The following is a 14,546-nucleotide window of genomic DNA, read 5'->3' as shown; positions in this document are numbered from 1 at the left end:
TCTCATCGACTGAGGAGAATCATTATGTACAAGCAGGGCATTGGCGATTTTAAATACTTCGTAGGAATTAGTTCGTTATCCCAAGTTGCAACAAAGGACGACCGCGTTTGCGTGCTCAATATTCTGGGCGGCGAGTCGAGCGATGTCACGCCCGTCGGTCATGCCTATTCCGGTGGCAATGTGGTGTTTGGCACGGCTCCGGGAAAGCGCGGCCAGGTACTGGAAACGGCACTTGGAAGCGTGCCGGTCTACAACAACGTTCTCGAAGGACTGAACGATGGCCACAGGTTCAACTGCGGCGTCATCTACCTCCCTCCTTCCGCTGCACGAGATGGCGTGGCCGAGCTTATCCGCGTCAACCCGGAACTGAAGAAGATTTTCATCGTCACCGAAAAGCTGGCCGTCAGTGACTCCCGCGAAATCCGCGCGATGGGTCAGTCCAACGGCATCGACATTTTTGGCGGCAACAGCCTCGGCGTAGCTGACACCTGGAACCAGGTGCGTATCGGCGGAGCGCTGGGCGGCGACAATCCTGAAGAGGCATTGCGACGCGGCTCAATTGCATTGTTCTCGAACTCGGGCAACTTCACAACGACCATTGCAACCTACCTGCGGATGGCCGGATGGGGTACGACAACAGCCATTTCAAGTGGCAAAGACGTCTACATTCAATTCGCGGCGCCCGAGTTCGCTGCGGCGCTGGCAAACGACGCGCGAAGCAAGGCCGCCGTTCTTTATGTTGAACCGGGCGGCTACTACGAGCTCGACGCCAACTTTACGAAGCCGGTGGTTGCGTGCGTCGTGGGTCGCTGGAAGTCAAAGCTGACCCGTGCTGTCGGACACGCGGGTGCTATGTCCGGAGGCGCGGACGACGCCGCATCGAAAGAACAATGGTTTCTCGATAAATTCGGGGTGTCAAGTGTGTTCACACCGGACAATCCGGCCGTGTCGGCAAAGGGTGCGCTTGTCACGAACATCGCGCACATACCCGCAGCACTCACGGCTGTGATGCGTGAAAACGCCTGCAGGCCAGATTTCGAGCCGGAAGGTAACCTCGCATTAAAACCGTGGTTTAGCAGTCACCGCGGATTGAGCCTGCCGCAGGCGCTCGATTTGCCTGTCGTGCAGGCCACGGCCCCATACGATGCCCAGATTGCCGCGCTCGACAAACAGGTTGGAGCTGTACCACCGCGACAGTCGATGAAGGATGCTTCTGGCGCGTCGCAGATGGACCCGAAGTCGCAGGTGACCAGTCTGTACGGCGTTTCGATGCTTGATGCGGCGCAGTACCCCCTTGAGACAAACGTAAGCCTCGCGCTGCTCCACGAACCCGGCGGGATGAACGACCGCGCGCTAATCAACGTCGCTGTGAGTGCGTTCCTGAACCTGTATGGACATCCTGCACTCGCGGCGGCGCAGGCTGCACGGGATGCCGGTAATGCACCGAACACTGTTCTTGCCGCCGCTGCGAGCATTATCGGGCCGCGCGGGCAAGTCGGGCCCCGCCAGGCGGTCCGCGCTCTAATCGACGCGTTCGCTGCGGTGAGGCTCGAGAACGCGACGGACGAAAATTTCGACTTTTCTCGCGCCCAAGTCAGCGACTTAAGCCTGTTCGTCGGCAGCGAACCTGATTTGCGGGCTCGCGCAATCCTGGACGGACTCAACGCCCGCGACGTCAAGTCGACGTTCGTGCGATATATCGAAAGCCTGCCTGGCGAACCGACTACTGACGCCGTACTGGCGGCCATTTGCGCGACGCTCGCATGGGGACCGCTAATGCGCAAACGCATTTCGCGCCTTTCGGCCGAGAGCCTTCCCTGGTGGATACAGCTGTTCGGTTCTTTAATCGGAGCGTCGGTGCCGTCGGATCAGCACTGCCCGGACAGCTTCTGCGGCGTCGAAACGAAAGCAATCCTGGAGCAGCGGTCGCTTGGTGAAACCGCCTTCAGCGCGTTGTTTGGATTGTCGCCAGGCACGAGCGACTTGTTTTCCTTCCAATTGCTGGTCGGTCTGCTGCTGTCAAATGGACCAGGAACGATTTCCGCGCAGGGTGCAAAAGGTGCGGTCTCTGCTGACGGTCCCGAAGACCCCGAACGCGTCCAGCTCAACAAGGCGTTAATCGGCTTCCTGACGCACAGCGGTTATACACACGGCGGAAATGGATTCGAGGGAATTGCATTTTTGCTCGACCAGTTCAGGGATAGTGGACTGACTGACCCGGGCGACCCGGCTCACGGGCTCGATCTGAAAGCACTGGCGATGACGTACGTCGAAAGTTACGCCAAATACAAATCGAGCAAGAAAACGAGCGGCAGCCTCGACATTCAGAAGATTCCCGGCGTGAATCATCCGGTGTTTAAGGACAAGCCGGTCAACCACGATCCACGTGAAGTGTTCGTTCGGCAGTTGTTCGCCGAGCGCGGCGAATATAACATCTTCCACGACTTCTATCGGACGTTGGTGCAAAGTCTGTTCGACGCCGGGGTTTCGCGAAACGTCTACTGCGTCAACGTCGACGCGGTGATTGCCGCGTTGCTGCTCAAGATGCTCTGGCAGCCATATCGTGACGGAACCTATTCCCGCAACGCCTTGGAGACGGCCGCCTTCACTATATTTCTATACCCCCGCATGCTCGGTTGCGCGGCTGAAATCGACGACCATATGAACCGCGGAAGGAACATGGATACGCGGACACCCGCGTCGGAGTGCCGTTTCGTCGCGTAGGGGGATGACCCGGCAGCGCTAGACGTCCTTCTACGCTGCCGGGCTTACGCTCACATCTGTCTGATGTCCCTAAGTTGCGGCGGTCAAACCGGTTCACTGCCTCTGATGTGTGCGGTACCCGGACCAAGGACATGCGCAAATCCGAACGGGAGGTTTAACGCGAACAGTCAGCAATTTCATCATTGACGTCTTCTGCCTGGCGGAAAGGAAGCTGCGTCAAGACCATCGTCTCGGCTCGTCGATTGTTGACGATCCAGGTCTTGTTAGCGAATGACCGAATCTGGCCGACCATCGCCTCATGCGCCCAGCGTTTGCCACTCCGCAAGTGGCGCTCGACTTTCTCACGCACGGTTGCTGGCGAAAGGTTGGTCTCAGGTAGTTCCGCGGCGCGCACCACCCTCACGAGTAACCGGCAGCAGACCGCTGCCGGTTTCAACCACGCTCTCATCCGTCAATTTGCTGAATGCCGGCCAGTCTCCACGCCTGGTTGCCACGTGCGTCGCTGACCATGTTCCAGACTTCCTGGAACGGCTGGGCAGTCGGCGCATCGTCTTCCCGCATTTGACCGTAAAAGCGAACGCTAACCAGCGTTTCATCCGCATTGCGTTCTGTGCCAAGCACTTCTGCGTCAAGTTGCGTGACTTCCGTATGACTCACCTGGCGACCCCGAGCTTCGAGGTCCCGCTTGATTTGCGCGAACATCTCCGGTGTCGTCAATTCGAACAGGTCACCCTGCTCGTTCCGGTCCCATGCGCCTTGAAGGCGCATGAACAAGGTCTTTGCCGATACAAGAAACGCCGCCTGATCTTGCTCGAGTGGTCGTCCCGTTGTCCTCTCCGTGTCCGCTGCTCCCGTCGAACCCATCGCCGCGTTCGGCCAGCCCCGCGCTTGCGGGATCTGATTCAGAAACCGTGAGCCGTTCGTTTGCTGGCGGTTCACGGGACCGTGTCCATAGGCAAGATCCGGACGACGCCGGTTGGCGATAAAGCGGAATAGCATCACGCCGGCGAAAATCACCGCCCCGATCAGCAACGCATTCGACAGCATCTGCGCCAGCCCTTCGCCCAGGCCAAACGACGACAGTAATGCTGCAATCCCAAGGCCCGCAGCGAGACCAGCCAGCGGGCCCATCCAGCGGTTACCCGCTGCCGCAGCTGGCGCCTGCGCGGCCTGTTGTGCCGGCTGTGCCTGTTGGCTTTGCTGCGCTGGTCCAGACGGCGACGCCGTCTGCGACTGCCGCCCGATGCTTTGACTCCCGCCTACGCGCTTCGCCTCGGCGTCGGTCGACGCCACGGCGCCCAGCGCCAGCAGCCCCGCCAGACCGAGCGCGGCCGTCCCGCGCGTGACTGCACCGGCAGCACGTCGTAATTTGTTGATGATTTGCGTGTACATAAAAACCTCTTTCGATGAGTCGCGAAACTGCCCGCAACGCGCTCCATTTGCGCGCACGAATACATTACGAACAGTAATATTTTTAGCTACGCAAGCTCGCCGCCGGTTGTGCCTTCGATCCATCAAAAGCGGCGTGAAAACCGTTGCCGTGGATGTAGTGCACCAGTTGCCGGATGGTGTGTTCCTGCTCGGAAATCAGGTTCTTGATCAGGTCGCCGATCGACACCATTCCTGTCACCTGCCCTGCGCTGATCACAGGCAGATGGCGAATCCGATGTTCTGTCATGATCGCCATGCACTCGTCCGTCGTCTGCTTCGGGCTGACATAACGCACCGCCGTCGACATGATGTCGCGCACAGGCGTATTCGTTGACGAGCGTTCCATCAGAACGATCTTCCGGGCGTAATCGCGCTCCGTCACGATGCCGGCTATGCGCCCGTCGTGCACGGCGATGAGCGCTCCAACCTCCCTGTGAGCCATGATCGATATCGCGTTGCAAACCGAAGCGGATGCCTCGATCGACCACACTGTCCGGGAAGCTTTCGCACGCAGCAATTCTGCAACCGATGCCATATGTCACCTCTGTCAGCTTCATGAAACGCCCGCCGACGCTTCGGGGCGAGGTCTCAATCTAACAGAACCCATGCCAACATAAAATTCGTATTTTCATTGTTGATACTTCGAGAAAAACATATCTTTCCGTAATCGGTGGAGGGTTCGTGAATTTCAAGCATCTCTATTACTTTTGGGTCGCGGCTCGCGCGGGCGGCATCGTGCGCGCGGGCGAGCAGTTGCACATCACGCCGCAAACGCTCAGTGGCCAGATCAAGCTTCTCGAAGAGGCGCTGGATAAGAAGCTGTTCAGGAAAACCGGCCGCACGCTCGAACTGACCGATGCGGGGCGCCTCGCGCTCGACTACGCCGACGAGATATTTTCGTTAGGTTCGGAACTCGAAAGCGCTGTGCGGCGCGAAAGCGAATCCGGTGCGCAAACGCGGTTTCGCGTCGGGATCGCGGATTCGGTCCCCAAGGCGATTGCGTACCGGCTGCTGGAACCCGCGCTGAGCGCGTCGGCGTCGCTGCGCATGATCTGCCACGAAGGCAAACTGCACGCGCTGCTCGCGCAACTGGCCGTGCACCGCCTCGATCTGATCATCGCGGACGCCCCCATTCCCGTCGACGTCAACATCAAGGCGTTCAATCACCGCCTCGGACGTTCGACGCTAAGCTGCTTCGCAACCCAGGCGCTGATTCAAAGCAGCAAAAAACGCTTCCCGATGTCGCTCGACAAGCTGCCTGTGCTACTGCCCGGCACGGAATCCGCCGTGCGGCGCAAGCTGGATCACTGGCTCGCCTCGCACGCCATTTCGCCGCGCATCGTCGGCGAGTTCGACGACGGAGCGATGACCATGGCATTCGGCCGCGAAGGCCGCGGCCTGCTGTTCGCGCCAACCGTGCTCGAAAGCCAGTTGCAGACAGAGCACAACCTGACGATAGTCGGGCAGATCAATTCGATCGTCGAGGAATTTTTTGCAATCTCTATCGAGCGCCACATCAGCCACCCGGCTGTCGCGATGATCATGGACGCGGCGCGTAGCGAACTGTTCAACGTTTAGCGGGGCCGTTTCTGTGTAGGATGACCTCGCGATGCCGGCAACACCCTGGTTTGAGCGCGCTTGCGGCCCCTTACGTAGCGGGAACGCGGCGATCACCTCGAAGGTCTCGATGCGAACGCACGCGTGTTCAATTCGATGATGACAATAGCTACTATCGCTATTCCATTAGAGCGATGAACAGATTGCTAATGTCCGCGAGAAGCACGCATGCGTTTTATATCGAGTCGACGTCCATACGCGATCTATCCAAAGTTTGCGGCCGACGGCTCGCCTGATCAAACGGCCGGGCAGATGAAGTCTATGGCCGTTTCCGATGTGAAGGGTACGCCTCTCGCGATTGATACCCCGCATCTTGCGATGCTTCGTTACGTTGTCAGAGTCGCTCTTTATTCAGACTCCTAGACGCGCCCGGTGACACGGGCGGTTCCCTCATGTTGAAGCGGGAACAGCTCCTGCAAGCAACTTCGTGTCGCAGTCACCACCTTCTATCCGCTGGCGGCTAGCCAGCCTCATCTGTTGCGCGTTGCACCGGAATTTCTTTTCGGGAGCACGCCCCATCTCAAGAATCGGTTACGTGAGTAACCCGGGCACCCCACGGGCATGTTCACTTCAAACCGCCCATACGTCGTGTCCCGCGCTTTCCATGCTGATATTGTCGGAACGCCTTTGCGGATCACTGACTTCAGTTGCGCCCCCTCGGGTATCACCCCGTCCTTCAGATAGCGCCACAACGCAATTGCGAGACGGCGCCGGTTGTGGAATTCCCGCCAGAACAGTTCGAGCTCAGGACGCATGCAGGTCAGTCAAAGTCGAACATATCGAACAGTGACTTCTTCTTGCGGCGCGGATCGTAGTGCTTGCGCTGATCGCCGTGGTAAGAATCGTTGCGCCGTCCCCGCTGCTGGTCATGGTGGCCGTCGCGGTCGCCGTAGCGCTCGTCGCGCTCGGCCTGATTGCTTCTGTTGTCCGGTTCGGGCGTGTCCTGCATCTGGGTCAGCAGTTTGTCCAACTCGCCGCGATCGAGCCATACGCCACGGCATGTCGGGCAATAGTCGATCTCGATGTTCTGACGCTCGGTCATCAGCAGATCGGGGGTCTTGCAAACGGGGCACTTCATTGCGTTGCTCCTTTCGTAACGTTCAACCTTTGTGCTGCCGGTCGGGGCGGCGTTCAACCGCCCCGATACTTCTGTCAGTCCGCTTCAGTCCGCTTCGTTCAGTTCGAGAAAGCCGAACCGCTGGTCTGCGTCTTTTCAGACCTTGCTTCGGAGCCGGCTTCACGCTCCGCTTCCAAAACTGCCGCCTCGTGCTCGCGCTTGTCCTTTCTGCGCCGCGCCATCATGTTCATGCCTTCGACGAAGCCTGCGAACGCCATGGCCGTATAGATGTAGCCCTTCGGCACGTGCGAACCAAAACCTTCGGCAATCAGCGTCATCGCGATCACCAGCAGGAAGCTCAGCGCAAGCGTGACGATGGTCGGATTGCGCTCGATGAACTTCGACAGCGGGCGAGCCGCGAACAACATCGCCGTGACAGCAGCGATCACTGCAATGAACATGATGGGCAGGTGATCCGTCATGCCGACCGCGGTGATGATGCTGTCGACGGAAAACACGAGGTCGAGCAGCAGGATCTGGCCGATGGCAGCCGTCACCGTCAGGCCGCCGACGCCCATCGCAGGATTCGTGTGCGCCTCGGTGTCACGGCTCACGTGATGGTGCATTTCACGCGTGGCCTTCCACACAAGGAACAGACCGCCCGCGAGCAGGATCAGGTCGCGCCACGAAAACGCGTGATCGAACACGGAAAACACAGGCTCGGTGAGACGCGCGATCCACGCGACGGTGCCCAGCAGGCCGAGCCGCATCAGCAGCGCCAGCATGATGCCGACACGCTGCGTGCGCGCGCGTTGCGCTTCGGGGAGCTTGTTGCTCAGAATCGAAATGAAGATCAGGTTGTCGATGCCAAGCACGATCTCCATCACGACGAGCGTCACGAGTGCAGCCCATGCAGCGGGATCGGCGGCCAGGGTCAGTAAGGATTCCATTTGCGAGCGTCGTTGTCCGGTTGAGACGAAAACGGCTGATTACTGGGTCACAGCCTGTGGAAAGCATGATCGCCTGGCGCCGCATTCGAAAAAACCAGTGATAAGCTGACGGTTGGTTCGGTTTTTTCGAAGTGAGGCCACACATGCTCAACTACCGGCACTTGCACTATTTCTGGGTCGTCGTGAAGGAAGGCGGGTTTGCGCGCGCCGCCGAACGGCTCGACATGGCGGTGCAAACCATCAGCGCGCAAGTGCGCGAACTGGAAAAATCGCTCGGACATCAACTGCTGAAGCCCGCCGGACGCGGCGTCGCTATGACGGAAGCGGGACAGGCGGCGTATGCGCGAGCGGAGGAAATCTTCCAGATCGGGCGCGCGTTGCACGACGAAGTGCGCGAAGCGGCCAGCGGGACCGTCGCGCGCTTCGCGGTCGGCTTGACGGATGGCATTTCGAAGCTGGCCGTCCATGCCATTCTTGCGGGCGTGCTGGACACGCCTTCGCTACGGCTGCTCTGCCACGAAGGCGAGGCGGAAGACCTGCTGGCGGAACTGGCGCATCACCATCTGGATCTCGTGCTGTCCAGCCAGCCCGCGCCGCACAACTCGAATCTGCGTCTATCCAGCGAGCGCCTGATCGCTTCGCCGATCGACTGGTACGGGCCGGCCGCCGTGGTGCGAAAAACGCATGTCGATCATTTTCCGCAATGCCTCGCGTCGCTGCCGGTGCTGCTGCCGACGGGGCACTCGTCGCTGCGTTCGCGCCTCGACCGCTGGTTCGAAGCGGAAGGCATCAGGCCACGCGTCGCGGGCGAGTTCGAGGACAGCGCGTTGATGGCGCTGTTCGCGTCGCGCGGCATGGGCGTGTTTCCGCTCGCGGCGTTCGGCGCCGAGCGCAACGATCCCATGCATCGCGGCTTGCGCTGGCTCGGCCGCTCGCCGGAAGTGAAGGAGGAAATACACGCAATCGTGTCGCGGCGCGGGCGGCATCATCCTTTGACGCAAAAGGTGTTGAGTGCGGCGCATGCGTGAGCGCGTTCGTGATCACGAAAAAGAAGGTTCGGTTTTTCCGAAGCTGCATTTCCGTTATTTCTGCTTTTTCCTCGACGCCTCCTCACCGTACTCTTGAGCCGTACCCACGAAGGAGGTGTCTCATGCAAGTCCTGTTCAAGTCCCGCGACCGTGAAGCCGTCCGTCTGCGCAGCTTCGCGCGCCAACGCATCCGGTTCGTGTTTCGCCGCATGGACTGGCTGATTTCGAAGGCGACCGTCAGCATGTCGGACATCAACGGCCCGCGCGGCGGACTCGACAAACGCTGCCAGGTGCAGGTGCAGACGCCCGATGCGACGCCTGTCGTCGTGACGTCGATCGCAAGAGACTGGCGCGGCGCACTCGATCTCGCGCTGGCCCGCGCGGCGCGTTCGATCATCCGCAGGCAGCAGGCGCGCATCGCGACTCGGGGTCCCCGTGATTTTGATGCCGTTTACGGGCGATGAACAAGGTACGCGCGAATTCCTATGAAGCCAGATAGCAAACGTCTTGTGCTGAAATAGAAACATTACATAAACCTTTCGGTTATCCGGTGTCAAAGGAGAGTTGAGGGTTTAATGTCACCGCAGTCATTCAGCCAGTTTCCACAGGAGACTTGTGAATGAAAAGAATTTTGCTGTTCCTCGCCACCAACCTCGCGGTGGTGTTGGTGCTTTCGATAGTAATGAATGTGTTGGGCGTCGGCCGCTTCTTGACCGGGAGCGGGCTCGACTTCAATGCGCTGTTCGTGTTCTCGCTGGTGATCGGCTTCGCCGGTTCCATCATTTCGCTGCTTATCTCCAAACCGATGGCGAAATGGGCAACCGGGGCGCGTGTCATCGATTCGCCGCGCGATTCGACTGAGCAATGGCTGATCGACACTGTACGGGAGCTCGCGCAGCGTGCTCGCATTCGTATGCCGGAAGTCGCAATTTTTGAAGGCGCGCCGAACGCGTTCGCCACAGGCGCTTTCAAGAATTCAGCCCTGGTGGCTGTCTCCACCGGATTGCTGCAATCGATGAACAAGGAGGAAGTGGAGGCTGTCCTTGCCCATGAGATTTCGCACGTGAGCAACGGCGACATGGTCACCTTGACGCTCATTCAGGGCGTGGTGAATACCTTCGTGATTTTCTTGGCCCGTGTGGTCGGGTACTTCGTGGACAAGACCTTGTTTCGTACCGAACGCGGTGTCGGTCCCGGCTTCTACATTACCGTTATTGTTTGCGAGATTATTTTCGGCATTCTCGCTTCGGTGATCGTCGCGTACTTCTCGCGCCGGCGCGAGTTCCGCGCTGATGCGGGCTCTGCGCAACTGCTGGCTTCTCCGCGACCGATGATCAATGCGCTGGCCCGCCTGGGTGGGACTTGCACCCGGCGAACTTCCGCAATCCTTCAAGGCATCCGGCATCACCGACAAGCCGGGGTGGCTCGGGCTCTTCTCCACGCACCCACCGATCGACAGGCGTATTGCTGTGCTGCAAAGCAGCCGGTAGTCAGTAAAGCAGGGCTGCGCGCGGCATTCCAACATGCGACGTCGACGTTTAGACAGGGGGTGCTCAGGCGCGGGCCGGTATGGGGCTTCCTGTAACGACCACGTGCCACGGCGGGGCGGAAGCACCGGCGCGCCCGCAAATTCTCAGCGTATCTAAAGGGAAGGCGTTCATGGACGAGAGCTATCAGATGTCCCTGGTCAAGCGCATCATCCTTGCATTTCTTCTTGGCGGGCTCGTAGTGCTGAGCTACGTAGTGCTGCACCTGTTCCTGGTGCCAGTGGCCTGGGCCACCATCTTTGCCTACGTGACCTGGCCCGCTTATCGCCGCTTGCGCTCGCTTATGCGCGGGAACGCCACCGGCAGCGCGATGCTGATGACGATCATTCTCTCGGTGGCGTTCATTCTGCCGTCAATCTGGCTGATCGTGCTGCTGCGTGACGAACTGACCGCGGCCTACCAGACCGTCGCCAGCTACCTCGCCAATGGGCCGCACAAACTGCCGGAATTGATTGCGCGCGTCCCGTGGCTCGGGCTGTGGCTGCAGGATCTACTGAATCAAGTATCGGCCGATCCGATGGCTTTGCGCGCGCAAATCGCTGAGTGGGGCCGGCAGTGGACCGGGGAGGTCGGCCAGTTAGTCGGCGGCGTGGGTCGCAATGCGACGAAATTGGGTTTTGCCTTGCTGACACTGTTTTTTATGTACCGGGACGGCGAAAGCGCGTTGGATCAAGTGCGCCGCATACTACGGCGTTTTCTGGGCGATCGCCTGGACGCCTATCTCGCTTCTATCGGCGGAACGACCAAGGCGGTCGTCTACGGGCTCGTGTTGACGGCACTGGCGCAGGGCGCGCTTGCCGGCTTGGGTTACTGGGTGGCCGGGATGCAGGCGCCGGTGTTGCTGGCTGCGTTTACGGTGCTGATCGCGTTGATACCCTTTGGCACGCCGTTCGTATGGGGATCGATCGGTGTATGGCTCCTCGTCACAGGAAAAACGATAGCCGGGGTCGGTCTTTTACTCTGGGGCGCACTGGTCGTTAGCTGGGTGGACAACCTGATTCGTCCGCTCGTGATCAGCAGCGCTACCCGGATACCGTTTCTTCTGGTCGTGTTCGGTGTGCTGGGCGGGCTTGCGGCCTTCGGCCTGGTAGGACTGTTTGTAGGTCCCGTCATCCTGGCGGTCCTGATGGCAGTGTGGCGTGGGTGGCTGGAGGAACAGGCAACCGTGGGCACGGGAACACAAGGCTAGCCCAACGCACTGCTGAAGTGATCAACTGCTTGCTGCAATCACTCACGGCTTGGGCAACGCGGCTAAAGCGAGATTTAGTCACGCTTATGTTCGCCAGTCGCGATCCGGCCACGCCGTTGCTTGCGAAATTTCTCGCATTGGCAACGGTGGCATATGCGTTCAGCCCTGTCGACCTTATTCCCGACTTCATACCCGTCCTCGGCATCTGACAGATCTGGTCGTCGTGCCGCCTGGAGTCTGGCTGTGCTTGCGTCTCATCCCGAAGGCTGTCTATCCAAGACAATCGCGGAAAGGCCGAAGGCTGGCTAACTGACAACCGGTAAAGCCAAGAAGCATAGTCGGTCTCGCGACAATTTTGGCTATCTGGGCACTCGGCGCCTGGTTGCTGTGGCGTTGGCTTGCTCGCTGAACTGGTCGCACGCCTCGCACGTTGTGCGACAGCTGACGTAGCAATCGGTTGAATGTCCGGTCAAGCCAGGCGGATTCAACCGGTGGATGCAACACACTGAAGACTGCGCAAGCAGTGGGAGTGTTGCAGATGAAACAGCGACGCCGGATTTACTACAGCGAGAAGCAGAAAGCGCTGATGTGGGAACGTTGGCGGAAGGGAGAGTCTCTCCAGAAGATCGCCCAGCTTTTTGAGCGGAACCACTCGTCTGTACAGGGGATTCTGGCTGAGACAGGTGGAATCCAGCCACCACAAAGGCATCGATCGGGATTGGCATTGACGCTGGAGGAGCGCGAAGAGATCTCACGGGCACTTGCGGCCGACGATTCGATCCAGTCAATCGCCATGCGACTTTCGCGAGCTCCCTCCACCATCTGTCGTGAGATCAAACGTAACAGCGGCCCGGACGGCTATCGGGCAAGCCACGCCGATCAGCTCGCGTGGGATCGCGCGCAGCGACCCAAAGCCTGTAAACTGGTTGAGCACCGGATGTTGGCGCACATCGTGGCAGCCAAGCTACAACTGCAGTGGTCACCGCAGCAGATCGCCGGATGGCTCAGACGCGCGTACCCAGACAACGAGGACTACCACGTGTCCCACGAGACAATCTATCGTTCTCTCTTCATACAGGCCCGTGGGGCCCTGAAGAAGGAGTTGCTGGAGCACCTGCGGCGCACCCGGGCCATGCGCCGTTCGCGCCATCACACGCTAAAGACGGAGGATCACGGCAGGATTCGTGACACCGTATCGATCAGCGAACGCCCGGCTAGCGTTGAAGACCGCGCGGTACCGGGCCACTGGGAAGGTGATCTGCTGTGCGGTAGCGGCAGCAGCCAGATTGCGACGCTCGTCGAGCGCCAGACACGCTATGTCATGCTGGTGAAGATAGCCAGCAAGGACAGCGAAACGGTCATCAATGCGCTCATCAAACATGCCAGCAAGTTACCGCAGGAACTCTACAAGTCGCTCACCTGGGATCGGGGGACGGAGATGGCCGGGCACAAGCGCTTCACCGTCGCCACCGACATTGCCGTCTACTTCTGCGACCCGCAACATCCCTGGCAGCGTGGGTCGAATGAGAACACGAATGGACTATTGAGGCAGTACTTCCCGAAAGGTACCGATCTGTCAGTGTATTCGCAGGCCAAACTCAACGCTGTGGCAAGACGACTGAACGAGCGTCCAAGAAAGACACTGGACTACGAGACGCCCGCCGAACGATTCCAGCAAACTATTGCATCCACCGGTTGAATCCGCCCGAGTGCAACGGCCGGTCGAATGTCGCCACCACAAGTCAAACGAGTGTCCCTTGATGGCCGGAAAGAGCCCGCACGCGGTGATGGGTCAATATCGGCTGGCAGGGCCCCGGATATGGCAGCCAGGGGACTTGCAATGATGATGGTCCTGCTATCACTATTGCGTGTACTGGGCTACAGATGCTTTTTGAGCTTCGGATAAGGACGGACGCCGTGAGTATTCTCTGCCGAGTCCAGATTGCCGTAACGATTTCCGGGGTTGTCACCGGATGCGTGTCGCAGCCAATTGGGCCGGCGGTAGCTGTGAAGCCGGGGCGCGACAAGCCATTCACCGTCTTTCTGCGGGACGATGCGCAGTGCAAACAGTATGCGAGAGAGCAGCTGGCGCGCGGCGTGGACACTCGCGCTCAGAGCGATGCCAACGTCTCACGGGCACAACTGAATGTGCAGCAAAGATACTATCTCGCGTACCTGGAATGCATGCGCGCGAAGGGAAATGAGGTGTCGGACGGTGCAGCGCCAACTACGCAGTCTGAATAGGCGATCTTCAATGTGTTGTACTTTCCCAGGTGCATCGGTTACGAGCCCATGCAATTTTCTGGGAAGACTTCCTTCAGCTTTTTAACAAGCGGCCTTATTGCAAGGGAATTTCTTGACAAATCAATGCATTGCGACATATTTCAAGCCGCGCGATGCGAAGTGACACCTTTAATTCGGACTGAGGCGAATTGACGTTTTTATTTCGTTCGGACTGGAAATAAAATCCTCAACTCGCGCTGTCAGATCCATTGCAGCGGCTTGATTTGCATAAGGCGACTTGGTGGCCGAAATACAGCCATTGAGAGAAGAAGAGAATCTTTCTAGCCATGTCCCTGCGACCGTGTAACCTGGACCCAGTCAGGCCGGGCTGTCGAACGGACGATGCCGGCGACGGCGACCGGCTCAAGTCGACCCAGGGCGTGTGAAAACGCAGATTGAACGCGACGCTCGAGAAAGTCGGGCCGCCAGATTGCGCTGTATTGGCTTGACGGTGACTCGGTAAGGGTAAAACGACACCCGAAAACCGAGTACTTTTGCGTATTCACACGCCCTCGACCCACTGCTGCCGGTGACGCGGTCGCGCATCCACGGGCAGCTAACAGAGTGGTCCGGTCGTCTACGTCGGAGTTCCGAGGACACCAGTTCGGCCTTATGCGAAGCTTTCCATAAGGCCGATTATGCCAAGTCGTTGATTATGGAAAGTAGCTGGCCGGCGCCCCCCAGAGAGCCGATGGGCAGCGGCCAGTTCGAATTCCAGCC

General features: G+C 59.2%; 12 protein-coding genes and 1 pseudogene. 8 read left to right on the top strand and 5 right to left on the bottom strand.

Translation table 11 applies throughout. From position 1 onward, the window contains the following. The first annotated feature begins 24 nt into the window (after positions 1–24). The gene (locus tag OKW30_RS22255; RefSeq protein ID WP_187631383.1) at positions 25–2,724 is read left to right on the top strand and encodes a CoA-binding protein; all 2,700 of its coding nucleotides are present in this window, start codon (positions 25–27) and stop codon (positions 2,722–2,724) included. A 154-nt stretch (positions 2,725–2,878) separates the two neighbouring features. Here the strand turns inward: OKW30_RS22255 and OKW30_RS22250 are convergent, their stop codons facing one another. The 3 genes from OKW30_RS22250 to OKW30_RS22240 all read right to left on the bottom strand — a co-directional run bounded on the left by OKW30_RS22250 (position 2,879) and on the right by OKW30_RS22240 (position 4,690). Next, complete coding sequence (locus OKW30_RS22250) at positions 2,879–3,160, bottom strand: hypothetical protein (RefSeq protein ID WP_429347573.1); 282 nt, start codon at positions 3,158–3,160, stop codon at positions 2,879–2,881. Between the two features lie 8 nt (positions 3,161–3,168). Beyond that, complete coding sequence (locus OKW30_RS22245) at positions 3,169–4,116, bottom strand: Tim44 domain-containing protein (protein WP_429347777.1); 948 nt, start codon at positions 4,114–4,116, stop codon at positions 3,169–3,171. Positions 4,117–4,198: 82 nt separating this feature from the next. Then, positions 4,199–4,690, bottom strand: a complete 492-nt coding sequence (locus tag OKW30_RS22240) for a CBS domain-containing protein (RefSeq protein WP_429346513.1) — start codon at positions 4,688–4,690, stop codon at positions 4,199–4,201. A 146-nt stretch (positions 4,691–4,836) separates the two neighbouring features. Here OKW30_RS22240 and nhaR point away from each other — a divergent pair, with 146 nt between their 5' ends. Then, complete coding sequence (gene nhaR, locus OKW30_RS22235) at positions 4,837–5,733, top strand: transcriptional activator NhaR (protein WP_184072707.1); 897 nt, start codon at positions 4,837–4,839, stop codon at positions 5,731–5,733. 799 nt (positions 5,734–6,532) lie between these two features. Here the strand turns inward: nhaR and OKW30_RS22230 are convergent. Next, positions 6,533–6,850 (bottom strand): zf-TFIIB domain-containing protein, encoded by a 318-nt coding sequence (locus OKW30_RS22230; protein WP_429347572.1) that lies wholly within the window; start codon positions 6,848–6,850, stop codon positions 6,533–6,535. Positions 6,851–6,948: 98 nt separating this feature from the next. Continuing rightward, a complete protein-coding gene (locus OKW30_RS22225; RefSeq protein ID WP_429347571.1) occupies positions 6,949–7,779 on the bottom strand; it encodes a TerC family protein in 831 nt (276 codons plus the stop codon). Positions 7,780–7,922: 143 nt separating this feature from the next. Between OKW30_RS22225 and OKW30_RS22220 the strand changes: the two genes are divergently transcribed. The 6 genes and pseudogenes from OKW30_RS22220 (at position 7,923) to OKW30_RS22195 (ending at position 13,242) form a co-directional block, all read left to right on the top strand. Next, positions 7,923–8,807 (top strand): LysR family transcriptional regulator, encoded by an 885-nt coding sequence (locus OKW30_RS22220; RefSeq protein WP_429332186.1) that lies wholly within the window; start codon positions 7,923–7,925, stop codon positions 8,805–8,807. A gap of 122 nt (positions 8,808–8,929) precedes the next feature. Next, positions 8,930–9,271 carry a hypothetical protein gene (locus tag OKW30_RS22215; RefSeq protein ID WP_018419930.1) on the top strand — a complete coding sequence of 114 codons (342 nt, stop codon included), beginning with the start codon at positions 8,930–8,932 and terminating at the stop codon, positions 9,269–9,271. Positions 9,272–9,426: 155 nt separating this feature from the next. Beyond that, positions 9,427–10,297: pseudogene (htpX, locus tag OKW30_RS22210) on the top strand (protease HtpX). A gap of 169 nt (positions 10,298–10,466) precedes the next feature. Then, a complete protein-coding gene (locus OKW30_RS22205) occupies positions 10,467–11,543 on the top strand; it encodes an AI-2E family transporter (RefSeq protein ID WP_184025568.1) in 1,077 nt (358 codons plus the stop codon). A gap of 86 nt (positions 11,544–11,629) precedes the next feature. Next, entirely contained in the window at positions 11,630–11,752 is a 123-nt protein-coding gene (locus OKW30_RS22200; RefSeq protein ID WP_409258999.1) for a YkvA family protein, read from the top strand. A 329-nt stretch (positions 11,753–12,081) separates the two neighbouring features. After that, positions 12,082–13,242 (top strand): IS30 family transposase, encoded by a 1,161-nt coding sequence (locus tag OKW30_RS22195; RefSeq protein WP_429347570.1) that lies wholly within the window; start codon positions 12,082–12,084, stop codon positions 13,240–13,242. Positions 13,243–14,546: the final 1,304 nt, after the last annotated feature.

It is taken from the genome of Paraburkholderia sp. Clong3 (assembly GCF_050436485.1).
Classification (GTDB): domain Bacteria; phylum Pseudomonadota; class Gammaproteobacteria; order Burkholderiales; family Burkholderiaceae; genus Paraburkholderia; species Paraburkholderia tuberum.
This window is presented reverse-complemented; position numbering and strand designations above follow the sequence as displayed.